The organism is Rhizobium sp. rho-13.1, from assembly GCF_007000305.1.
GTDB lineage: Bacteria > Pseudomonadota > Alphaproteobacteria > Rhizobiales > Rhizobiaceae > Rhizobium > Rhizobium rhododendri.
In genome coordinates this window covers 25,007-47,624 of record NZ_SCFL01000019.1, presented here as the reverse complement: position 1 = coordinate 47,624, position 22,618 = coordinate 25,007, and the positions used below count along the sequence as shown (strand labels likewise).

At 55.6% G+C, this 22,618-nt stretch carries 15 protein-coding genes and 2 pseudogenes; 12 read left to right on the top strand and 5 right to left on the bottom strand.

Annotated elements, in window-relative coordinates:
• Positions 1-424: 424 nt before the first annotated feature.
• From EQW76_RS25190 to repC, 4 genes are all read left to right on the top strand, one after another.
• The gene (locus tag EQW76_RS25190) at positions 425-670 is read left to right on the top strand and encodes a hypothetical protein (protein WP_142832030.1); all 246 of its coding nucleotides are present in this window, start codon (positions 425-427) and stop codon (positions 668-670) included.
• A gap of 2,002 nt (positions 671-2,672) precedes the next feature.
• Entirely contained in the window at positions 2,673-3,887 is a 1,215-nt protein-coding gene (gene repA / locus EQW76_RS25180) for a plasmid partitioning protein RepA (protein ID WP_142832027.1), read from the top strand.
• Entirely contained in the window at positions 3,884-4,888 is a 1,005-nt protein-coding gene (repB, locus tag EQW76_RS25175) for a plasmid partitioning protein RepB (protein WP_142832025.1), read from the top strand. Before repA ends, repB begins: the two co-directional genes overlap by 4 nt.
• A gap of 202 nt (positions 4,889-5,090) precedes the next feature.
• A complete protein-coding gene (gene repC / locus EQW76_RS25170; RefSeq protein WP_143123338.1) occupies positions 5,091-6,413 on the top strand; it encodes a plasmid replication protein RepC in 1,323 nt (440 codons plus the stop codon).
• Between the two features lie 627 nt (positions 6,414-7,040).
• On the opposite strand, the pseudogene EQW76_RS29950 reads toward repC, so the two are convergent.
• Positions 7,041-7,136 (bottom strand): annotated as a pseudogene (locus EQW76_RS29950) (acyloxyacyl hydrolase); the annotation flags it as partial.
• Positions 7,137-7,262: 126 nt separating this feature from the next.
• On the opposite strand from EQW76_RS29950, the gene EQW76_RS25160 reads away from it, so the two are divergent.
• A complete protein-coding gene (locus EQW76_RS25160; protein ID WP_307877652.1) occupies positions 7,263-8,399 on the top strand; it encodes an ROK family transcriptional regulator in 1,137 nt (378 codons plus the stop codon).
• A 79-nt stretch (positions 8,400-8,478) separates the two neighbouring features.
• Here EQW76_RS25160 and EQW76_RS29150 read toward each other — a convergent pair whose 3' ends face one another.
• Both EQW76_RS29150 and EQW76_RS25150 read right to left on the bottom strand, forming a co-directional pair.
• On the bottom strand, positions 8,479-11,205 hold the full coding sequence (locus EQW76_RS29150; protein WP_143134258.1) for a pectinesterase family protein: 2,727 nt from the start codon (positions 11,203-11,205) through the stop codon (positions 8,479-8,481).
• 34 nt (positions 11,206-11,239) lie between these two features.
• The gene (locus EQW76_RS25150; protein WP_142832020.1) at positions 11,240-12,367 is read right to left on the bottom strand and encodes a glycerophosphodiester phosphodiesterase family protein; all 1,128 of its coding nucleotides are present in this window, start codon (positions 12,365-12,367) and stop codon (positions 11,240-11,242) included.
• A 466-nt stretch (positions 12,368-12,833) separates the two neighbouring features.
• Between EQW76_RS25150 and EQW76_RS25145 the strand changes: the two are divergent.
• Positions 12,834-13,205, top strand: a pseudogene (locus EQW76_RS25145) (transposase); the annotation flags it as partial.
• 336 nt (positions 13,206-13,541) lie between these two features.
• Here the strand turns inward: EQW76_RS25145 and EQW76_RS25140 are convergent.
• On the bottom strand, positions 13,542-14,819 hold the full coding sequence (locus EQW76_RS25140; RefSeq protein WP_161991013.1) for an ROK family protein: 1,278 nt from the start codon (positions 14,817-14,819) through the stop codon (positions 13,542-13,544).
• On the opposite strand from EQW76_RS25140, the gene EQW76_RS25135 reads away from it, so the two are divergent.
• The 6 genes from EQW76_RS25135 (at position 14,809) to EQW76_RS25110 (ending at position 21,209) form a co-directional block, all read left to right on the top strand.
• Positions 14,809-15,816 carry an extracellular solute-binding protein gene (locus tag EQW76_RS25135; protein ID WP_161991012.1) on the top strand — a complete coding sequence of 336 codons (1,008 nt, stop codon included), beginning with the start codon at positions 14,809-14,811 and terminating at the stop codon, positions 15,814-15,816. The two genes, EQW76_RS25140 and EQW76_RS25135, sit on opposite strands and share 11 nt — an antisense overlap.
• A 58-nt stretch (positions 15,817-15,874) precedes the next feature.
• Positions 15,875-16,876, top strand: coding sequence for an ABC transporter ATP-binding protein (locus EQW76_RS25130; protein WP_161991011.1), 1,002 nt, complete (start codon positions 15,875-15,877; stop codon positions 16,874-16,876).
• Positions 16,873-18,576, top strand: a complete 1,704-nt coding sequence (locus EQW76_RS25125) for an ABC transporter permease subunit (RefSeq protein ID WP_142832014.1) — start codon at positions 16,873-16,875, stop codon at positions 18,574-18,576. Before EQW76_RS25130 ends, EQW76_RS25125 begins: the two co-directional genes overlap by 4 nt.
• Before the next feature lie 30 nt (positions 18,577-18,606).
• Complete coding sequence (locus EQW76_RS25120) at positions 18,607-19,527, top strand: sugar phosphate isomerase/epimerase family protein (protein WP_244617016.1); 921 nt, start codon at positions 18,607-18,609, stop codon at positions 19,525-19,527.
• Positions 19,524-19,820 carry an inositol monophosphatase family protein gene (locus EQW76_RS25115; RefSeq protein ID WP_142832010.1) on the top strand — a complete coding sequence of 99 codons (297 nt, stop codon included), beginning with the start codon at positions 19,524-19,526 and terminating at the stop codon, positions 19,818-19,820. The genes EQW76_RS25120 and EQW76_RS25115 overlap by 4 nt, the downstream gene beginning before the upstream one ends.
• Positions 19,821-20,429: 609 nt before the next feature.
• Positions 20,430-21,209, top strand: coding sequence for a Sua5/YciO/YrdC/YwlC family protein (locus EQW76_RS25110; protein ID WP_142832008.1), 780 nt, complete (start codon positions 20,430-20,432; stop codon positions 21,207-21,209).
• A 183-nt stretch (positions 21,210-21,392) separates the two neighbouring features.
• Here the strand turns inward: EQW76_RS25110 and EQW76_RS25100 are convergent, their stop codons facing one another.
• Positions 21,393-22,562: a M20 aminoacylase family protein gene (locus EQW76_RS25100; protein WP_142832005.1), complete on the bottom strand. Its 1,170-nt coding sequence runs from the start codon at positions 22,560-22,562 to the stop codon at positions 21,393-21,395.
• Between the last annotated feature and the right edge of the window lie 56 nt (positions 22,563-22,618).

Here is a 22,618-nt window from a genome sequence, read left to right as displayed (position 1 = left end):
CCACTGCGCTGGAGGTGTCAAGCGCGCTCTATGCCCGGTAGGCCTCGCGCGTTCCCGCTCTACGCGGTCGCGCCGCTCGCGAAGCTCAAGAAATAGGTCTCTAGCAGAATATTTGCCGCGTCCCTATTTCTCTGGTCATTTTGACGCTCAAGAGCCAGGAAGCGCTGATCGTAGCCAGAGAAAACGCGATCGAGCTCCGCACGCGTCACCTCGGCAGTTGGGTAGATAAGACCAAGCCGTCGGGCGCCTGCGGTTCTCATAGCTACGCTAGGTACGCCACTTAAGCGCCTGCTGGGGGACCATGGACGTGACGACCGTCGATAGGCTTTGCTTGGTATTGGATGCTTCAATGCAAGCGACTCCGCGAACAGGGGTTGGGTTGTCCTTGATCGGCTGCAGCGCGAGATAGGCTAGGACGTCAGGAATGGTGATTGCCACGGCGCTGAATCCGATGAGCAGCGGCCATTGCGTTCGAGAGCCGCCCCTGAAGTCATCGGTTGGGCCGCGCAGCTATGACGCGATGTCGATGAAACTTTCGCCGCATCTGCACATCGATACCGGCAATCGCCCTCGGGTGGTTATCAACCCGCTCCGAGATCTGGACATAACGAGCGTCTTCGTTCATTCCCGCCATCTGACTGCTTCCTGCCGATGTTTTAATTTCCGATGAATGAACTTCTGCTGTGCCAGTCTATTGCTAGACGTAGATATGAAACGAAAACCATGCTGCATAGTTGGCGACTAGGGATCAGATTTTTAGTGCGCCAGCGGATTTCTACGACATTTTACGAATACCGAGAGCTCAGCGCCTAAGGCATCATCTCCACGCGTCTATCACGGCTTCGGGGTCGCGGCGCAGGCTCAGGCCTCGGCCGGTGTAAGTTGGAAACAGCGCCGGCCGGAAACCCGTAGAACCTCACTCATAACTTGGTACGGATTGAAGTTTATTCGCCAGGCCATCAGCCACCAGTTCGATCGGATGTCGTTGGCGACTGTGAACCTAATCGACCTTCCGTGAGCATGCCGGCCGACTTGAGCAACGACTTACGCCGTCAGGCCGAACGGGCTTCTAGATAAGATTGCTTATCATTTGTCACTGGCGACTCACGTTTCGACTTACTCAACTGTCAGCGGAGTTTATTGCACCTTTCCTATCATTTGTATGGATGTGCGGCGGGCGACCGATGCCCCGAAGGCGCGGCCTGAGAAGTCCGACAAGGCGGACGCGCAAGCACTGGCCGAGATGCTGGCGAGCGGCGGGTATTCTGCAGTATATGGAAGACCATGGAAAGTCATCGGCTAAAGGCCTTGTTGGGCGCGCGAGCGACTCGTCAACGTCAAGCGCCAGCTTTATAGGCAAGTTCGTGGGCTGCTGCGACCGTTCGGCATCAAAAATTCGGCTTGAGCCGGAGGTAAGCAATTCGATGGGAGGTGCGATCTTCCTGCACCGACATGATGGTCTTTATATCGGGATTGCGGCACTTTTTGATACGCTCGCAGGGCTTCGGTGGAATTGGCCCGCCTGGATAAGAAGGTGCGGCAAATATCGGCCGCATCAAAGCGTGCTGGCATCTGATGTCGGCGCCTGGCGTCGGACCGCTGACCTCCCTACGCTTGGTGGCGCCGGCGGAAAATCCGCGGCGCTTTGGGAAAAGCCGATCCACGGTTCTTACGTTGGCGTGACACCCAAAAGGTACCAGTCGGGCGATCGAGATGTGACAGACTCGATCTCCAGCCGGGGACGATATCTTACGGTATTATCTCTATGAGGCAACAGGCTGCCTCCTAGCAGCGGTGACCGCGCCGTGCGCCTTGCGAAGCTGGGAGTTAAATTTGGCGAAATGATTGGGTCCAAAGCGGGCGCGATCGGCGGTGGTACGCAAATTGGCCGTCCTGCTGTTTGGGCTTTGGAAAAGTGAGGATCATCTCCAAGCCGTGCCGGGCGGCAAAGCCTTTTGCAACCGTTTTTTTTGAAGTTCACTCGCGGATATAGTTTTCAATGGCCATGAGGGACGTGACCGGACCGGGTCTGACGAATATGAGACAGTTGGATGCGGATCGAAGACCGCGTAAGTACACTGCATCGGCCCTGGATATGAGGCGAAAGGCCCCGGGTAGTGGTGGCGGAGATGCATAGACCGCACTACGAAGAGAACAATGGGACGCTTGTTATGCTTCAACCGGATTGGGGATAAGCGAAAGCACCCTGACTCAGCAACCAAATGTATATAACTGACTTTGACCAGATGCGAGAGATCAATCAATGCGGCGCTCATTTCCAAGACCTAGTTCGTTCTTTCTGCATTGCTTCGGTTCTTGGCGGAGGGCCCGGCGAGGTTCACTCAAGAAGTTGTCGCTTGAACTGGCCCTGGCGGAGATGCAGTAATGCGGAAGCATCCAGGGCATCTCTCATAGAGCGCGGGGCCATACCCGGCGCGCCTCTTTCCAAGCCGCATCCATTGGCTTAGGCTTAGGCGATGGGGTTCATCCGGCCCCTAACATCCCTTCTATGACGTATTGGCGGGTCCCCGAACTTTACAATTGTAAAGTCCTTGTGCGAGTTACGCTCGTTAATTTCTGCTTAGCGAAAAATCCCTTGAAGAATCGGACTCTCTCTGTCATCCGTGACGGTAATGATCTCGTTTAGTGATCGTAACCGTCAAGAGGACAGAATGCTTCAACCGGCTTCTCAGAACGTCAGAGATACGGCATCGAAAATCGGAGTTTACACTTCGAAGCTCTCTGCAGAACTCAACGACATGCGTGAAGCCGTCTATCCGCCTTCGGCGCAGAAGACATTCGCTCGGACATTTTCCACACTTGATCTTGTTCGGCTGTTAAATGTTCCTGAAAGCACTCTTCGACAAATGACAATCGAAGGGAAGGGGCCCGTGCCGGAAAGAGCGGACAACAACCGCCGCACCTATACCGTGAACCAGGTTAAGGAGCTGCGTTCGTTTCTCGCTAAACTCCGCCCTGACGATGCCGGTGAACTGTTGCCTCATCGCCGCATGGGCGAAAAGCTGCAGGTCATTGCCACAGCCAATTTCAAAGGCGGCAGTTCAAAGACGACGACGTCCATTCACCTGGCCCACTTTCTTGGCCTCCAAGGTTACCGTGTTCTTTGCCTTGACCTTGATCCACAGGCGTCAATGACAGCACTCTTTGGTATTCAGCCAGAATTCGATCTCGGCGAGAACGAAACTACATATGCGTCCATAAGATATGACAATGAGCGCCGGTCCCTAGTGGATATTATCAGACCGACCTATTTCCCGGGCGTTGATCTCGTGCCCGGAAATCTCGAGCTGATGGATTTCGAGTTTGACACTCCGTCTTATCTGACCTCGAAAAACAGGGATGATCTCGGCCTCTTTTTCGAGCGCCTGAGCAATGCTCTGGCTCGTGTCGATGATCGCTACGATATCGTAATCATCGATACACCCCCGTCGCTTGGATACTCGACGCTGGCAGCGCTCTACGCGGCAACATCTTTGATCATCACGGTTCATCCCGCAATGCTTGATGTTGCCTCGTGCAACCAGTTCCTCATCATGATCTCTGACCTCTCTGAGGTACTCGCGCAGTTCGGCGCGAAGTTCGAACATGATTTCTTTCGGTTCTTGCTGACACGTGTAAATCCAAACGATGGTCCGCAAAAATACATGTCCGGTGTCATGCGCCGGCTTTTTGGCGACGACGTGCTGGTTTCGGAAGCGCTTGAGTCTACTGCCATCGCCGGGGCAGCGGTTGCTAAGAAGACCCTTTACGAACTGGAAGCCGGGGAAGTTGGACGAGAGGCACTGAAACGGGCCATCGAAAGTGCCGATCGCGTCAACTTCGAGATTCTTGATCTGATCCACAAGGTTTGGGGACGTATCCCATGAAAAAGAGCATCCTTCAAAAAATGGCTGACGCCGAGAGCCGCGGCGGTTCCATCTCCAGTGCCGAAACGTCAGAAAAGTCCCTGCCGTCGCGGCGCCATTCGTCGCCCGTGATTTCGAATGTTGGCCGAGCACTGACCCAACTGAGCGAAGACAGCATCATCTCTCTCGATCCCAATAAATTGGAGCGTTCTCCATACAAGGATCGTTTCGACAGCGATGAAGAGGTGGAAAAGGAGCTGGACGCTCTCAAGATGTCGATAGTCACTGAAGGGCAGAAGATCCCTGTGCTAGTCCGGCCGCATCCCACCAAAAGCGATCACTATCAGCTTGCATATGGTTACCGTCGTTGGGCAGCGATCAAGGCGATAATGGCGGAAACTGAGCGGCCAGAGAGCATCAGGATCAAAGCCTACGTCCGCGAGTTGACGGACCGCCAGTTAGTTGAGGAACAGTCCCTCGAAAATGGTGTCAGGGAAAACCTTACCTGGATTGAGCAAGCTATGTGGGCCGTCCAGCTGAAAAGTGCCGGGCTGTCCCATCGCGCGATATGCCCAATCCTTGGTCTCTCAGAGGCAGCAGTGTCTCACCTCTTTCGTGTCACGGATGTGATCCCGGAAGACATCGTTTTCGCGATCGGGAGAGCCAAGGGCGTCGGACGGCCGAAATGGACGACCTTTGCGGACCTATTGAGAGATACAAGCAAAGTGGAGCCTGTTCGCAGGTTTATAGAAACGACCGCCTTTCAACAGGCGCACAGTTCAGAACGTGTCGCACTTGCAATTCGCGCTGCCAGCGGTGCGCCCGAAAAGTTAAGCGAGGCAAGCCAGGAAGAGATGCGCGATTTTGCCGTCGGCGATAGGCTGTTTGGCCGCATGAAACGCACATCGTCTGGAACCACCGTGACCATCCCTAAGGAGGAACACGCTTTCGCGCGCTGGCTAGCACAGCGAATGCCGGATTTGCTGCGCGAGTACAATCACCAGGACAGCTCCATTCACTGAACGGTGTGGCTGCCATAAGATCAACCGGTCGAGAAGGAGAGACCGTTACAAAAGAAAAAGGCCCCCTAAACGTTTCCGTCGTGGAAGCCTCTCTCAATTCCTTAAGCAAGATCGAGAATCGCATTTCCATGAATCCCAGTCAAGTGTCTTTGGCATCGTTTTGGTGAGCGGATTTCTTTTGCCTCAAGAAAGGTGAAGAAAAATGCAATGTGTAAGTGTGACGACGCCCTTTGGGCGGCGGCCGATGACGCTTAGCATGCTGGCAAGCCAGTACAAGGCCAACGACATCGCGCCGGAACAGTCCGTCGACAAGTGGAAGATCTTTCGTGCGCTCTGCGAAGCAAAGCCGCTGCTCGGCCTGTCCGACAGGGCGCTGGCGGTGCTGAACGCGCTGCTGAGCTTCTATCCGGGCAATGAGCTCAGCGCAAAGCACGGCCTCGTGGTCTTTCCCTCCAACGCCCAGCTGTCGATCCGCGCCCACGGCATTGCGCCGGCAACGCTGCGCCGCCATCTGGCTGCCCTGGTCGAGGCCGGATTGCTGGTTCGCAAGGATAGCCCGAACGGCAAGCGCTTTGCGCGCCGTGACGGGGAGGGGGAGGTCGACCAGGCGTATGGCTTCAATATCGCTCCGCTGATTGCTCGTGCCGATGAGATCCAGGCATTGGCAGCGCAGGTCACCGTCGACCGCGCCCTGTTCAGGGCGATGCGCGAGCGCCTGTCGCTCTGCCGGCGTGACATTGCCAAGCTGATCGAGACGGCTCTGGAAGAGGGTGTGCCGGGTGACTGGACGATGGTGCATGGCCATTTCCGCGATCTCGTGGCTCGGATCCCGCGCTCTCCCGACATCCATGACATCACGCCTATTGTCGAGGAGATGGAGATGCTGCGCGAGGAAGTCCTCAACCTGTTGGAAATTCGCATAAATGTTCAAAATATGCACGGCAATGAGTCCCAAGCTGAGCGCCACATACAGAATTCAAATCCCGACTCTAAATCTGATCTTGAACCAGCTTCGGACAAGAAGCAGGGCGAAACATCGGTAATCCAACCACAGGCGTCGGATATGCCGATGGGACACACCGCTGCAGCGGATGAGAGCAGCGAGCGCAAAAGCGTGACGGATGCCCGTTCGGTAAAACCGCGAAGGCTGGCTGTGGCCGGCGGAGATCAACCGGGCCTGAAGGCGTTTCCGCTCGGGCTTGTGTTGCAGGCCTGCCCGGAAATCCTGTCCTACGGCCCGGGCGGCAGTATCGGCAGCTGGCGAGACCTGATGGCGGCAGCCGTCGTCGTCCGCTCGATGCTGGGGGTCAGCCCCAGCGCCTACGAGGAGGCCTGCGCCATCATGGGGCCCGAGAATGCGGCGACGGTCATGGCTTGCGTGTTGGAACGAGCCGGCAGCATCACGTCGGCGGGCGGATATATGCGCGACCTCACCCGCAGGACGGAGCGCGGCGAGTTCGCCATCGGTCCGATGCTGATGTCGCTCGCAAGGGCCAATGGCGGCAGACGCCAGCGGACAGGGTGAGGTGACATTAGGGTGACGGAGAGCCCCGATTCGGTCGAGGGCGGACAGGCCAGCTATCACCAGGGTGTGAGAACGCCCCCGCAGATTTACTTTCGGTAGTTATGCATTTCGCCAGGTAGCCTATCAGACGTTTTGGGGCCGGCGGCGGATTGGCGGCGTGCCGTTTTGCCATGGTTTTCTCGCACAGTATTCCGATGCTTTGTACAAATAATGAATGCGTGAGAAAATGACCTGTTGCAAGCGTGTTTTATGGTTGAAATGCGGCCCCGCCAGACTCGTAGCGTCACCTCGCACAAGCAATGGGTAGTCCACAAGCCTAACGCGCTCTGGTGGCCATTCGTGGCGGAAATCCTGAAAGCCACGGAATTCGGAGGAGGGGAGGGGCGAGAGGGGGCGCCAGAGAAAAAGACTATGGAAAAATTCGCATTCGCTCGGCAAGTGTGGCGTTTAGCTCCCCGTCACGTTCTGGATGTGACGGCTCACCGATGGAAACCCATGAGGTCTACTCAGAGGCGAAGATACCCGGCGTGGCCAGCCATGCTCCAACCACACTTGGCTCGAGAGGAACGCTTGATTGCCCACGAGACAAGCCAACGGCTGGGCCAACTTGATGTGGATCACTTCAGATCAGAACTTGTAACCGACCAGCAACCCGGCGCGTGTAATCCTAGGATTTGGGCCGTCGCAGAGATTGCCGTGCGAGGAGTGATTGATCTGGGCCATCCCAAGCCTAATCACAGATACCCCCCTCGATTAAATCTGTGTTTTCCCGCTTCTCATGCCTAGACCTAAACCTTTACAACAATAAGTCTATTGAACTTAATCGTGCACTTGCCCTTGCATGCAGCGATGGTACGGTTGGCCATGCCTCAATTTTTACCCACCTTTTCGACACTATCTCCATCAGATCGACGGATCGTATCGCTGCTCCTTGACTCGGGACCAATGTCTCGGGCTGAATTAGCTGATCGAACCGGCGTGACTCGTCCTGCCGTCACCCAAATGGTAGCCAGCCTCGATCGCTTTGGCCTAGTGGAGGAAGGTCCGAGCCGCAGAGGACTACGTGGTCAACCAGCGCGCCCAATCAGTATCCGTGGTGCTGCGGGGTATTCGGGAGGCATCAGTTTTTCACAAACGTACCTCGATGCCGCAATCATAGACATGACCGGGCGTCCAATCGGTCAGAAGCGCTTGCCCCTTACATCGCCCGATCCCGAGACTGTCGCAAAAGTCGCTCAAACAGCCTTACTTGCTATCAAAGCCGAAGCGTCAGTCAAGAACATGAGCCTATTGGGGATCGGCTTCGCGATGCCTGGTGATTTCTGGATTGGGAAAGCGCTCTTGGCGGCCCACGTTTACTTTCCCGGCTTCGATAAGCTCGACGCACAGTCATTCTTCCAGGCACGGTTCGAAGAACGTATTTTCGTGGAGAATGATGGGCGGACATGCATCATGGGCGAGCGGCTCGCGGGGGTTGGCCGTGGGCATAGCGATTTCATGCTGGTTCATATTGGCCACGGCGTGGGTGGCGGCCTGTTCCTTGACAACCGTCTCTATAGAGGGGCCCATCTAAACGCCGGTCCGCTGTACACCTTTTTCCCGATCGATCAGCCTCGCCCCTCGGGTCAGGACTTGCTAGAGACCTTACGCAGGGCGGGCTTTTCGGCGAAGGATTTCGACACGCTCGAGGAAGCAGGATCGGACGAAGCCGCGGTAATCGCAGAATGGACCACGCGCGCTGGAACCCAGCTCGCTCCTTATTTACATCATGTCGCCAACGTTCTCGACCCGGAATTCATCATCGTTGGAGGGCGGCTGCCAGCGTCGATCCTTTCGGCGATCGTAGAAGCTACCGGTCTGCCATTGGAAGCGCTGGAGAATCAGATCGCGGGGTCCCCCCCAGTCGTTCGCGCTTCGTCGCTCGGCGCAGAAGCCGGCGCGATCGGCGCAGCGTCAGTCCCTATATTCGATCTATTGCATGCATGATCCGCCAATCATGCATGCAATGACGTTATCGAAGTCAATATATAAATTACATGCGGCATGGCGCTCAGTTGGTACTCTATTACGGATTTGTCTTGAAGGACTTGATAACAGTCGGGCTGTTGAAGCCGTTATAGACTCGGAGAGACATCCAGTAGGTAGTGTTGGGTCTGAGGTTGGTGAAATTCCAGGACTTGGCCGTGAACCCGTGGCTGGTGCCGGCGATAGCCTTGCCCTGATAGGCGTCGAGTTCGCTGGCATAGAGCGCCGTGTACGCTCCCGCATGCGGCACTGCACCGCCAAAGACAGGCTGGACACCTTCGTTGTCCACCGTGAAGCTCAGAGCGGCCGTCTTGGATGCCGGATTGATGACGATATCTGTTGGCACGCTGGGGTCATGGCTGGTGGGTGTCACATGAACCGCGTCCGAAGGTGCGCTCGACCCCTGAGCGTTGAACGCGCTGACTTGAACAGTTACCGGCTCGTCATTGCGAGCCACCTCGACATAGGCCGTGTAGGCATAGGCCGGAAAGTTGAAAGGACCGTAGTCCCGGCCGTGCTGACGCGCTGTCACCGAATAGCCCTGTTCTGCCGGCTGTGCTGGCTGCCCAGCCCATGTCACCTGGACGTTTCCATTTCCGCCGACGTCGGCGGTGATAACCGGCGCCTTAGGTGCACCGATCCCGGGCACTTCTACCGGCACGTTCTGCTCGTTGAGCTTCGAACCGTCGCTGACCAGCGTAGGTTGCCATCCATCGCTTCCCGCGAGATAAATTCCCGGTGCCAGTGCCGCCACCTCACTCGCCGTCAAGGGCACGTTGCTCTTGGGAGACGCGGATTCACGTTGGGAAATATCGAACGGCGAAGATCCCTGCCCATTCATATCACCGTATTTCGTGTTGTATTCGCGATAGGTAGAAGTGGGCAGATTGTTCGTCCCCGGCTGCCCATTCATAGGCGGTACAAACTCAATCCACCCATCATCGGTGATCTGTGGCCCCATTGTCGAGTTGAGGAAGTAGACCGTCGAACGACTACCCCATGGGCGACCCAGCCAAGCGTTGGTCATATATGGGCTGTCAAACAGAAACCGTGTATTATTGAAAACAAACCCGCTATCTTCGCTTTCGGTCTCACGCTTTTGAGCGGTAATGGTATTTTCACCGATAAGACTGCCGTGAAGCTTGGTCTTCAACGTGCAACCATCGAAAACCGCCTTTCCATTCCCAAAAATGTAGTCGACATATCCTTCGACGTAGCAGTTGCTGAAATAGGCCCTTTTCAGGCCAGATAGGTACAGGGTATCCTGGCCTCCAAGGACCCGAACGGCACGATAAACTGCCCGATCGCCATTCGAAAGAAGCGCTACCGCCTGCGCATTATTTTGATATCCAGGTCTTTCATAATCAGCGGTGTTCTGGATAGTCAGATTGCTGACATAGGCGTCATCACCATTAATCGCGACGGTATAACTGCCGGAAGTCCCGTAAGGTTGGCCAGTCGCTTGATTGGTCGCGCCCGCCGAATGATTACCGGTAATAACGACCTTGGTCGCGTCGGTCCCCGTTCCGATGAGCTTGACGTTCGGCTGCGTAATATTGATCGTTTCTGAGTAGACGCCCGGTGGAATCCGGATCGTTCCGCCTGTGGCAGGAAGTGCGTTGATTGCAGCTTGGATGGTCGAGAAACTACCTCCATTACCATCTTCGCCCTGCAAAATGACGCCGTTCGGATCGACGTTGGCAGTAAACCCCGTCCGTGCCGCGGTTGCGACGTCAGAAGGCGGATTTCCTGGACTTGCTGTGCCACATGGTGTCTTTATCGTGCTGTCGAGAAATTTCCCGGAATTGCATGGCTGCATGTCGACATCGAGGAAATAGCTCCCCTTCAACGTGTTCTGATATGCCACGACTTCACGCGGCGACAGCGGCGAGGAGAAGATCGTCGCGGTCTCGTAACCGGGCAGGGCCTTAATGGGGTTAATCGTCGGCGATCCCTGCCCTGGTGCGCTTGCGGCTCCGAGGACCCACGGCCCCACGCCACCGAACGTCAAAGGGTTGGGCCTTCCGGTTGGCGTTCCGGTGGGGAACGGGACATGCGGGAAGCCCGAATCTAAAAGCGCCTGATCCCATTGATAGGCAGTGAAGGCGAGGAAGTATGTGTATGGGGCAAACCGGTCGACACGGACTTTGCCGTCTGGCGTGAACGTGTAATAAACCCATTCAACACCCCAGAATGTGCCGGTGGGTCCCAGCAAATCCATATCCCAGGACTGCTGCCAAAATGCGGTGGTAGGCTTTCCGGTCTGAAGCATGCTCTTCCCGAAGGCCCACTTTTGACCTGAAGCTGCGGGCTGGGCGCCTAGCATGAACGACAAATAGCCATCGTTGCCGGATGAACTCAGGAGTGACAGCGTTGATCCACCCGTCGGCGCAGTGTTGTCGCGGGTTTTCTGGACGAGCATCACGGTAAAGCCCGTATTCGGATCAACCTGTGCAAGGGTAGTCGTTTCGAGTGACGAGTTCGCAGGAAAATTGAAACCGGTTCGCCCTGTCGATGCATCATAGAACGTCTCCGTATCCTTCGGCGCAGGATAATCGACGTTTGCAAGGGAGTCATGGATAAAAAATTTTGGATAGTCGCCGAATACAGGCGCAAGCTTGGGGGTAAGGGCTTGCGATACCTTATCGGTCGCCTTTTTTGTGCAATCCGCTTGATCCGTGCATGATTGGGCGTGGGCAGGGGCCGAGACAGCGATCAAAATGGCCAGCGTCGAGCACCGTGCGACTAATGATTTCCACATCTTCATCACAATTTCCTATTGATCCGAGTTATGTTGATTTCTAGTTTCCGAGCTTGCTTGTGTTACGACGCCCGATCTGCTTCAACATATCGCCCACGACATCGGGATAGTCGGTGGTGATAAGGTTCGTACGGTTGATGATGGCCATCTCTGGATCACCGCGGTAATCCGGGATGATGCCATCAGCGGACGAAGACCTCGGGTCCGTTATGTGCTGATGGCAGCATTTGCTTGAGCCAATAGGCACGCCTTCTGGAAAGGTGTTGCTTTCATGGTACGTGGAGAATGATTGCTTCTGATCAACATAGTCAAAATATTTCTGAAGGCCATCGCCCCGGTAATATTGGTTCATCTCAAACTGAACCGGAAATGGCGCTGTGTTCCACTGAGTGTACGCCACGTCTTGGTGCGGGTCGTAGCTCGAGTCTTTCACGTTTACATCGTCGGGATTTGTCGTCAGCACGAGACCTCCAAGTGACGTGGGATCGTAGGTCGTGCGATTCAAAAAGGTAGCAAGATCGACGGCGTCTCTGGCCTTCGTTTTGATCACCACCGCTTTCGATAGTTTTGGGTTGTTCTTTGCGGAGAGAATATCGAGACACCGCTGGATCAATTCGATCGCGTCGGTCGAACCTGTACCCGTCGCACGGCTTTTGACGTCCACGATCATCACATAACCATACCCGTCAGTGCTGATATACTGGGCCAAGAGATCCAGTGCGTCGGAAAAGGTCAGAAATTTGGCATTTTTTCCGCTCGGATCCTTGAACACTCTACCGTGTCGATCGCGAAGGTTCGTATTCTTCAACTGGGTATACGTCTGATCGTATATTGCGCCGCTTCCCGTTGATTCACGCTCGATCGTGAAGTCATGAGAAAGCACAACCTCTTTATCCGAGGTAAATCTGACATCGATCTCGACGCTTTCTATTCCGGCGTTCCACGCCTCCTGAAGGGCGTACGCGGAATTTTCGGGATAGGTTTCCCAGAGTCCACGATGCGCCGAGAGAAGAACTAGATCCGATGCTGGATCAGGGGGGCCGAACATCGCTCCTGTAATCGAACTAACCAGATAGGGCGATATTTTCACTGGCAGGACGGTTTGGCTCTGCGCGACCATGGGCGCCGTCAGAGCGGTGATCGAGATCAATATACCGATAATGCGCATCAGACTTCCTCCTTCACAAGATTTCCTCTTGCTAGGGCGCAGGTAAGCAAGAGTCTAAAGTAAATGCAACTTAATTTAATTGGGTCAGTCGGCCGGAAGCTCCGATTTTTGCCTAATCAAAGAACAGACGGTGAACCCGTGATCACACAGCATTTGACTGCGAGCCTTGCCCCTCCACGGCTCGGTAGACAGTCATTCTGGAAACATACAGATCACGGGCGGCTGCGGCTTTCGTTGCGCCAACAGCGATCCGCCTGCGGATTTCCGCGTTATCGAGATTTTCGCGCGCTTAAATCGTTGTTGCATAGCTGATCCTCCGATTGAACCAGCAGAAGCGTCGTCCGTAACAGCAGCAAATATGAGTCAGAGCCCAGAAATGACTCTATCAATTCGAGAAATGACGAGGGTTTATCATGCGTATCGGCATCATGACCCCCTCGCCGATTTACACCTTTAATGATGGGGTGGTGTGGGGCCGATAACAGCGACGGCATTGATAGCTTTGGCTCCCGCGGCATCGACATCCAAGAGAGGACAGGATTTTGCCGCCTGGCTTGGCCCGACGCCACTTTAACGGGCAACGGGCGGAAAGCAGAAGCTTGGTGCGACATCCAAAATGGGCGAGCGAACACTGCGACGGCTGCTCATTCTCGAAGCTAGCTCCGTGGTCCGGCAAGCCGCTCATCGTGGTGTGCCAGAGGGCTCGTGGCTCAGACGTATGCTGGCGCGGAAGCCACGTATGTTGGTGATCGTTGCCCTTGCCAACAAGCTCGCCCGCATCGTTTGGGCGCTGTTGGCGAAAGGCGGAGTCTACGGGATTCCAGCCGCGGCCAAGTAATCTGGTCGCGAAGGGGCGTCGAAGGTGTAGGAGGGTCGAAAGGACGGTATGGCGCACGGTCGATAGAGACGGGATTGGAAAACGAGGCGTGAACGGAGTGCCTCAAAGCACGCTTCAATGATTTGGCACCGATCTGCGAACTGCCATGCGGGCCCGCGCGACATCTTGAAGGTCGCATCAGAGGCCGGACAGATGTCAGCACCAGACTACGCGCAAAGTACCTGCCTGAAAAATTCTCTTGCACTTATGGGGGTGTCCACAGATGTTAAGGGGCCGCATAATGCTGCTCTTTAAGACACGCAGGCGGCAGCCAATTCGGGCTGATAACGTCGGTCCTTACCGATTCACTCGCCAGCCGTTTTTATAGTTACTGAACGTGTCGTTGACTGCTCCCGCAAAATATCTGGCGAAAAGCGGAAGGCTTGCGGCCCCCACGGAGCCAGAGGATTGGCCGAGTTTGCTTGCAATAAGACCGATCGTTTTAAGGCCACGAGACGGCCCGGGATTTTGGGTGATGAACTCTCCCGCGCGACCAGCGAGTGCCTCATTGATCCATGTGGGCAGGCGACCGCCAACTAGGATCGCGGCTGGATCGAATAAGCCTGATATGATCTGGGCGGATCGGCCAAGTTGTTCACCTGCGCGAGTGATCCAATCATCAATCAGCGGGGTTGTCACAGCGTCTTCAAGAGTATCGTCGGTTAGTTCGAGATCCGAAAAACCATTCCTGGCTAGGTGATCGAGTAGATCTTGGCCAGATGGGCGGGGACTTCCTACCGGGTATATCGCGCCCGGCAGGCAGGCATTACCATTCGCTCCTCTGAAGAGCCTGCCTTCGGCGATGCCGCCGCCGCCCAAACCGTGGCCGACATGAAGCAGGAATACGTGACTTATACCGCGCCCTGCACCGAACATATATTCGCCAAGCACCGCGCAGGCACCGTCGTTTTCGAAGAACACTGGCGCTTCGAAAAGAGCCGCGAGATCGTCGCCAAAGCTTAACCCTTCAATTTGAGGGAAAAGTTCGTGTGCACGGAAATCTCGTGAGTTTCGTCCAAAATTTCCGGGAACAGAAACGCCGAAGCCGACAAGATCGGCTCGGGTCAGTGCATTCTGGTCCAAGAGTTTTGCCAGCCCGCGTTTTGTCGCGGAGACTATTTGCTTTGCCTCGGGTTCTGCGATTGGGGAATTCTCAACTCCGATGACGTGGCCCGCAAGATCAATGAGCGCGACCTGAACCTGTTTTCGCGAGAAGTTCACTCCTGCGCTAAGGCGTTGGCCAGCAACGATGGACAGAATGCGGCGCGGCTGTCCCTGTTGCCCCGTCTTTTCAGCTTTTTCCTCCACGATCCCTTCGTCCATAAGGCGCGAAACGATACGAGTTATCGAGGCGCCTGTAAGACTGAGTGTATAGGCCATCTCGACGCGAGATGCCACGGTTCCAAGGAAAACTAATTCGAGCACTTGCCGCTCGTTGAGTGAGAGATTCATATCCGTCTCCGCTTTGCAGAAAACTAATCTTTCTATTAAATTACGCAATGTAATATAACCGTCGCGAACTAACGCTACTGGGATGGTCATCAATTCAACACGGAGCATATTAATGTCGATCAAGTCTGTGGTTGCTGCTCTCATACTCACAGCCATTCCATTTGCTTTGAATGCCAAATCTCTTACGATCTACTCCCCACAGGGGGGCGATGAGCGCGGCACGTTCATCTCCCAGAAGGCCAAGGAAGCCGGTCTGGACATCCGGTTCCTAGGCGGCGGCGGCGGCGAGCTTTTTGACCGACTCATAGCCGAGAAAAGTAACCCGCAGGCAGATATCGTGCTTGGCCTTGTGCAGCCTTCGATGTACAATCTTAAAACGCAGGGCATGTTCGAAAAGTTCGTCCCGACATGGGCTGCTGCGCTCGGCCCTGACTTCAAGGACGCCGACGGCAGTTTCCATATGTTCTGGCAGACGCCAATTGTTCTTGCTTACAAGACCGATGGTCTTGCAGGAATGGAGGCTCCGAAATCCTGGTTGGATCTTGGCAAACCGGAATACAAGGACAAATTCACAGTCGGGGCGATAACTGGCCAGACCACGCGGATGATCCTTGCCGGACTTCTGTGGCGCTTCGCCGACCCGAAAACGGGCGAAGTCTCAAGTGAAGGCTGGGACCTTCTCAGGCGGATCTATTCGAACTCGCGCGTTCTTCCCGAAGGAGCGGACTACTGGCAGGCGGTCGCCAGCGGTCAAATCCCAATCGTACTGTCGTGGTTCGGTGGCGTCGTCAACAATGCCGCGAAAAACAATGTTTCTGTGACCTTCGTTGATACGGAAGGCGGGACGCCGATGGTTGCTGAGTCCATTGGCATAATCAAGGGCACCGACGATCTGAAGCAGGCCAAAAAATTCGTCGAATGGTTTGGATCGCCGAAGTTCATGGCGGAGTATGGCGCCAGGTTCAATCAGGCCCCGGCCCATCCGGAAGCTCTGGCAAACTCGCCCGAAGCGATCCGTGCCGGAGTTTCACAGTTCCATCCGCAGCCCATCAACTGGGCGGTTGCGGCTGGCAAGCTCAACGGCTGGTTGGAAAACATTCAACTAAACATCATGCCCTGAGGCTCGGGTGGCGGTTGGGTGGACGTTCCGCTCTGCGGCCTTCCGTTGGAGACCTATGATGATCCGCTTTGAACAAGTCGATATCGCGTATGACGGCAAGCTGGTCGTCCCGAACTTAAATCTCTCGATCAAAGAGGGGGAGTTCTTCACCCTTCTTGGGCCTTCCGGCTGCGGTAAATCCACCATCCTGCGATGCCTCGCCGGCTTCGTACCGATTACGAAAGGTCGCATCATGCTCGGCGACAGTGATATCTCCCGGATTGAAGCCGAGAGGCGCGGGGTCGGAATAGTTTTTCAAAACTATGCCCTGTTTCCCCATCTCACCATAGCCGAGAACGTTGCATTCGGTCTGCGGGCAAGCGGCGCTTCCAAGGCTGATGTGGCTGGCAAGGTCGCCCACATGCTGGAACGCACCGGGATTTCCGAGCTCGCGAAAGAGCGGCCTGCGGAATTGTCTGGTGGCCAGCAGCAGCGTGTCGCCATTTCCCGATCATTGGTCATGGGGCCGAAGATTTTGTTGATGGACGAGCCTTTGTCCAATCTTGATGTCAAGCTGCGAGTCTCAATGCGCGACGAGATCAAGCGCCTGCAGCAGCATATAGGCTTTACCACGATCTATGTGACACACGACCAGGAAGAGGCCCTTTCGCTTTCGGACCGTATCGCAGTCCTCAACAGTGGTAGCGTCGAACAGATAGGCTCGCCGGAAGCTATCTACAATAAGCCGGAGACTGAGTTTGTCTGCCATTTCATCGGCGAAGCCAATCGTATGACACCAGCGATGCTGGCCGAAATCCGTGCAGACGGCGGCGATGCCCCCGCTTTCGTCCGGCCTGAGGATATGTCGATCGGCAGTGAAAACCCCAACAATTATCGCATCATTGCAACCGTCGCAAACTCGGTGTTCCTTGGTGCTCTTGTACGCTACCGAATGCAGGCTGCCGATGGTCATTTCGACCTTGTCATGTCTGGCACGGAGGAAAGGCTCCCGGTCGGTAGTCAGCACGCGGTCTCCTTCCAGCAAAACGCACTGCTGCGTCCTGCCCGGAGGGCGTCGTGATAATCGCGTCAAAAGCCTCCGTCGGGAAAATTGCCGACGCGATTGGTCTGTTAGCCATCGCATGGATGGTCGTTACGTTTCTCTTCTACCCAGTGATCTACGTCCTAGTTGAGGCTTTCTTTCCCGGCGGACAGTTCTCGTCGGATGCGGTCGAGCGTCTCGCCGGGTCTGCCCGCGTGACACGCAGCATCTGGAGCACCGTCCTGGTCACGGTCGTGACAGTCATCACCGTCAACATCGTCGGCATCTTCCAGGTGGCGGTGCTCGAGTTCTTCAAGGTGAGACTAGCCCCATTTCTGCTCGTGGCATTCTCGACGCCGCTGGTCTTCTCAAGCGTCGCGGCTGTGTCCGGATACAACTTCGTCTACTCGTCGCATGGCTTCATCACGAAGGTCCTGCTGACGATTTTCCCGAATATCAACCCGAACTGGTTCACCGGTGCCTTCGCGGTCATCTTCGTCCACACCTTCACTATGACAGGCTATCATATTCTGTTCGTGCGTGCCGCCTTGCGACGCATCGACTTCTCCACTGTGGAGGCGGCTCAAAGTCTCGGAGTTTCGCCCGCTCGCGCCTTCGTCAAAATCGTCCTGCCGATGCTTGCGCCGGTTCTGCTCGCAACCAGCCTGCTCGTCCTACTGGGCTCGCTCAATTCCTTTGCCGCTCCCGCCATGCTGGGCGGACGCGACTTCTACATGATTAGTTCGATGATCCAGTCTTTGGTCAGTCTCGGCCGTACGGACATGGCTGCCCTCTTGTCCCTGCTCCTGGGCGCGATTTCGCTAGTGATCTTCCTCTGGATGAAGCGTGTGGAACGGCGCGGCGGCAAGATATCAACGTCAAAAACCCAGTCGCCCTTGCGAAAGACTGAAATTCGCAATGGTTACGTGAACGTCGCGGTCCATGCCATCGCCTATCTTTTGTTCGTGATTTACATGGCCCCCATTCTGATCACCGTCGCATTTTCCTTCGCCCCAACGGAGAGCATCCTAAAAGACCCATTTCCATCGAGCTTCACGCTCCAGCATTATGTAACTGTATTTTCTGATCCGCGCGCTTTCGGTCCTCTGGGCAACAGCCTCGTTTTGTCCTTCATGGCTGTTGGTGCGGCTCTGGCGATCAGCGTCTTCGCGGCCGTTCGGATCCGATCCTCAAAAGGCATTGTGAGCGACGGTCTGGAGTTCTCACTTTTTATTCCCTGGGTTCTGCCGGGAATGATCCTGGCTATGGGGCTGATCGCGGCATACAGCAAGCCGTCCATGCTGATTTTTGGCGGATCTCTTGTCGGTAGCTACTGGCTCCTGCCGATTGGCTATGTGATCGTCATCATTCCGATGATGGTTCGCATGCTCGGCGCGGCACTGGCCGGGATCGATCCGAACATAGACGACGCGGGCCGTTCGCTTGGGGCTTCGGGCCTATATCGCTTCACCCGCCTGACGGCACCGCTCCTCGCGCCGGTCATCGCCCTTGTCGCTGCCATGTCCTTCAATGAATCGTTGTCGGAATACACGCTTTCCGTGTTTTTATATAATATCAACAACACGCCGCTCGGCGTGGCGCTCCAGAATGCGGCACGCGCGGATGGACCGGACCAGATCGCCATCTCGATGGTCTACGTGGTCCTGCTCCTTACCTTTTCCCTCACTATCATCCTCGCAGCCGACCGCCTTGGCTCGGAACGCGTGAGCCGAGCCTGAACCTTAAGCCTGATTTCAAGGAGAATAGATATGTATTGCATGACCGTGTGGCATCCCGATCACGGCGACCGCTGGTATGACGAGGGCGTTCGCAACAGCCTCCGTCTGATCAAGGATGCCGGTTTCACTCATATCAACTGGAACCCGGACTCCGGATCATCTTATGTCTATGCACCGTCCGAAATCCGCTTTATCACCGAAATCGTTGCGAATGCAGGCCTGAAGACGCACACCATTCACGCTTCGAACGGGCACAACAAAGGAACCGAATGGGGTTACGCCGCGGCGCTGGAAACACGCAAGGACATCGCGTCTGCGCACAAATGGCAGCGTGAAGCCGGTATCGATCTGCTAATCAACCGCGTCGATCTTGCTGCCGCCATGAACGCGCCGAACATGGTCCTTCATGTTGACATCGATGCGTTTGATCCTAGCGGACGCGGGGCGAACGAGGAGTTTTACGGCTATTTTTTCGAATCCCTCGACACTGTTCGGCCATACTGCCTGGAAAAGAACGTTGCGATTGCTGTAGAAAATATCTTCGGCGGTGGCATTAACCAGTTCGTTGACCTCTTTGAGAACCTGTTTTCGCGATATGAACCTGATTTCGTGGGCCTTTGTTATGACTCTGGACATTCCCGCGTTATCGATCCCGACGGTTTCACGTTGCTCGAACGTTTTCGGTCTCGCTTAATCGCCACGCATTTGCACGACAACCGAGGTGCGAAAGATGACCATCTGCTACCGTTCGACGGAGTGATCGATTGGCAGAAGACGATGAGTTTGATTGCGGATTCCCCTTACGAGCTGCCGCTGAACTTCGAGACGCCATTCGATCGCTACAGCCTCAAGGAGTACCCCTTCTACGAAAAGGCGATGAAAGCCGCGGTGCAGTTGCATGACATGGTTCTCGATGCCCGCGGCTCGAATTCGCGGATGGTAGCGGAATGAGTGACCTTGAACGACGGCTACTGGATGCAGAGAGAATCTTCGCAACCTGCGCGGAGGTGGCCCTTGGCTATTTCCGCGCACGGAAGGACTTGGCGGTGGACTTTAAAGGGCTTAGGGACTTTGTGTCAGAGGCGGATCATCAGGTCGAAACTTTGGCAATCAAATTGTTGGCGGAGTACTACCCCGGAGAGCCGTTAATCGGCGAAGAGTTTTGTGGGGATGCGACAGGAAATCACAGGATCATCGGCCCTATTGATGGCACGACCAATTTCCTGAACGGCCGTCCTTTATGAGGCGTCTCGCTGGCTTCTATCGAAAAAGTTGAGCCCATAATCGGTGTCATTTCGCTGCCGGCGCTGGGGCATGTCATATCGGCAGCCAAAAACTTGGGATTGCGGTCGAACAACGGTACGTTGAAAGGCTTGAACACCGACGATTGCTGCCTCGTCGGTGTTGGCAAGGAACGGGACATGGCACCGCTCTTCTGGAGCGGATGGAAGAGCTCGCAAGAATCGAGGAGCTTCTGGTCCACGCACTTCCCGCCGCATCAGGATTTATCTGAAGTTAGGGTACGCGCCTGTCACCTTCGATGGTGACGGTCATGAGAGTATCCAGCTTCGCAAGATGATCACTTAAATGACGGTTTTTGGCGCAAAGCTGCCGAGCGCCTGGCCCAATTAATTAATACTCTAACGGGAAGAGCGCTCATTGCCGGCTAAACCTAAGACGCCGCAGGCGCCTGAATTAAGGCAGTCCAATTTTTTCAGCCGAGGTCCTGCAACATTTCTTAACAAAACGAGACCCAACCCAACACGCAGATCTGACATGTCTGTGCCTGCACCGTCGCAAACGCGTCTCACCTACGCCTGCAAATCAGGTTCCTTAGACGAAAGAGATACTCTATGGCCGACAAGACCATTGCCTGGAATGGCGCAATTCAAGACGAAGCTGTCAAACTCCTAGCTGTCGGAGGCGGCATGATCGTGAGTCCGACAAAGGTAGGCTACATCCTGATGACGAGCGACGGTCAGGGTCTGAAACGAAAGTTTTCCGCAAAACAGCGCAGCTTGAACAAGCCTGGTGTCGTCCTGTGCAGTTCAATCGAACAACTTCGAAATCTGGCCGCGATGACGGATGAAATCGATGCGTTCTATTGCCGTCATTGGGATGACAATATCCTTCTTGGCTGCATCCTCCCTTGGAAAAAGGACGCGACGAGATATCTCCCTGACGAGGAGACAGCGAATTTGGCCATGGACACCCGACAAACAAGCTGCTTCGTCATAAAGTTTGGCACTCCGTCTGAACTCATTGCCCAGGCGCTATGGGAAAGACATGGCAAGCTGACCTTTGCAAGCTCGGCAAATCCGTCCGGCCAGGGCAACAGAGGGCTTGTTGAAGGGATAGGCGAGCGGATTTATAATGAGGCCGATCTTATAATTTCCGCCAATGATTATGTCGCCTCGATCCAACCTGAAAAAGCACCCGGCACACGCTATGAACAAGGCGTTATGATATCCATGGTCGATCCGGACGGAAAGCTTGTCCCTGAACAGCGGGGACAACGCTCTGTGCAGCCTGCTCCCACACTGATCCGCAAGGGCTTGGATGTTGATCGGATCATGTCTAACCTCGCATCGCAGTTCGAAAGCTGGAACTATCGTCACGGCGAATATTACTGAGCGAATTAGGCTTGCCGGATGTCATTCTCGCTCTTCTGTATCCCGTTGTCGTCGTTTTGACGCGGCGTGGCGACAATCAACTTGTGGACGGCGTAGCGCATCGGGAACGATGCGCGGGAATTCCGCTAGATCGTGTCCCAGGGAGTGGGCGGACCGCGGCCTTTGTGCCTTCTAAAAGTCCGTTCAGGCGTCTGCTGATCGCAGCCGCCGCTCGACGATGCGTGCCAGCAGGCTTGCACCGACCGGCAGGATGCCGTCGTCCAGGATGAACGCCGGATTGTGAACCGGCACCGTGCCGGCATGCCCGATGGTGCAGTACACCCCAGGGCAGACATGCAGCATATCTGCGAAGTCCTCGCTCCCCATCACAGGGGCCGTTTTCAGATAGACCTGGTCGTCGCCGACGATGTCGCGTGCCGCTGCCATAAATCCTTCGACCAGATCTTCGGTATTCATCAGAACATCGAAGACATTGCGGATGTCCACATCGATTTCGACGCCGAAGGACAGAGCAATGCCGGTCGAAATCTCTCGTATGCGCTTGCGCATGAGATCGTTAACGTCACGGTCCAGAAAGCGCACTGTCCCCGAGATCACGGCATCCTCCGGCACCACGTTATAGGCACTGCCCGAGTGAACCTGAGTGACGGAAAGAACCGCCTGCTTTAGGGGGCTCACATTACGGCTGACAATCGATTGCAGCGCTTGGACGAGTGCAGTTGCGACAATGATGGGGTCGCGCGAGGATTCAGGGTGGGCGCCGTGGCTTCCCCGCCCGCGCACGCGGATGTCGAAGAAATCGGCACCGGCCATCGCCGGGCCGGGCTTGATTCCGATGCGGTAGGGATCGTCCTGCGGAGAATTGTGAAGAGCGTAGATCTCAGCGCATGGGAAGCGTCTGAATAGTCCGTCTGCAAGCATGGCGCGCGCGCCGCCGCAGCCCTCTTCGCCTGGCTGAAAGATCAGCACCGCCGTGCCGGCGAAAGCGCGGGTCTCTGCGAGGTAGCGGGCAGCCCCCAGGAGCATGGTGGTATGGCCGTCATGGCCGCAGCCATGGAAGCGACCGGGGTTCCTGGAGGCATAGGCGAGGTTGGTACGCTCCTCCATGGGCAGCGCATCCATGTCGGCACGTAAACCGATCGTCCTGCCTTCGCCCTTGAGCCCCCTGACAATCCCCACCACCCCGGTTTTGCCGATGCCCCGATGGACCTCAATACCGTAGCTTTCGAGCTTTTCCGCAACGATCCCCGACGTTCGGATCTCTTCGAAGCCAATTTCTGGGTGCTGGTGAAGATCGCGTCGGATGGCGGTGAGTTCGTCGGCGCTCGCCGCAATACTTTCCATGACAGGCATATCGGATGACTCTTTCGAAGAGGGATGATGGCAATGGCAGAGTGAGGTGACGGCAC